This window comes from Parazoarcus communis SWub3 = DSM 12120, from assembly GCF_003226565.1.
Lineage (GTDB): Bacteria > Pseudomonadota > Gammaproteobacteria > Burkholderiales > Rhodocyclaceae > Parazoarcus > Parazoarcus communis.
The window spans coordinates 1-365 of the sequence record NZ_QKOE01000147.1 but is presented as its reverse complement, the minus strand read 5'-3'; the positions used below and the strand labels follow the sequence as shown (position 1 = coordinate 365).

1 protein-coding gene is annotated in these 365 nt (G+C 60.8%); it reads left to right on the top strand.

Annotated features, from left to right (window positions below; all coding sequences use genetic code 11):
• Window positions 1-365 (top strand): hypothetical protein (locus DNK49_RS23480; protein WP_133255186.1); only part of this gene is annotated, 365 nt, incomplete at both ends.

Genomic DNA, 365 nt, shown 5'->3' with positions numbered 1-365 from the left:
GGCGTCGCATCCGCACCCGCAATGACCTGGGGCAGTTTGATTACACCTACCTCGGGCAAACCGAACAGATGGTTTCAGCGCGTCTGTTGGGGACGCCAATCGGGCGTGACCTGATCTACGAGGCCAATGCAGGCGACCGTCGTCTGTACCGTCTGAGTCACCATGGAGGCGGGGCGCCAAGCTACACCTATGCCAGCGCACCCGAGCAGCTCATTGATGGGATTGTCGAAACGGTAGGGGGTCAAAGCGCCCTGTGGGCCTACGACTATGATGCGGCGGGCCGTCTGAAGGTTGCCGATCGTAGCGATGGGGCCCAATACGACTATGCATACGACGCAGAGGGCAACGTATCGCACATCGAGGCG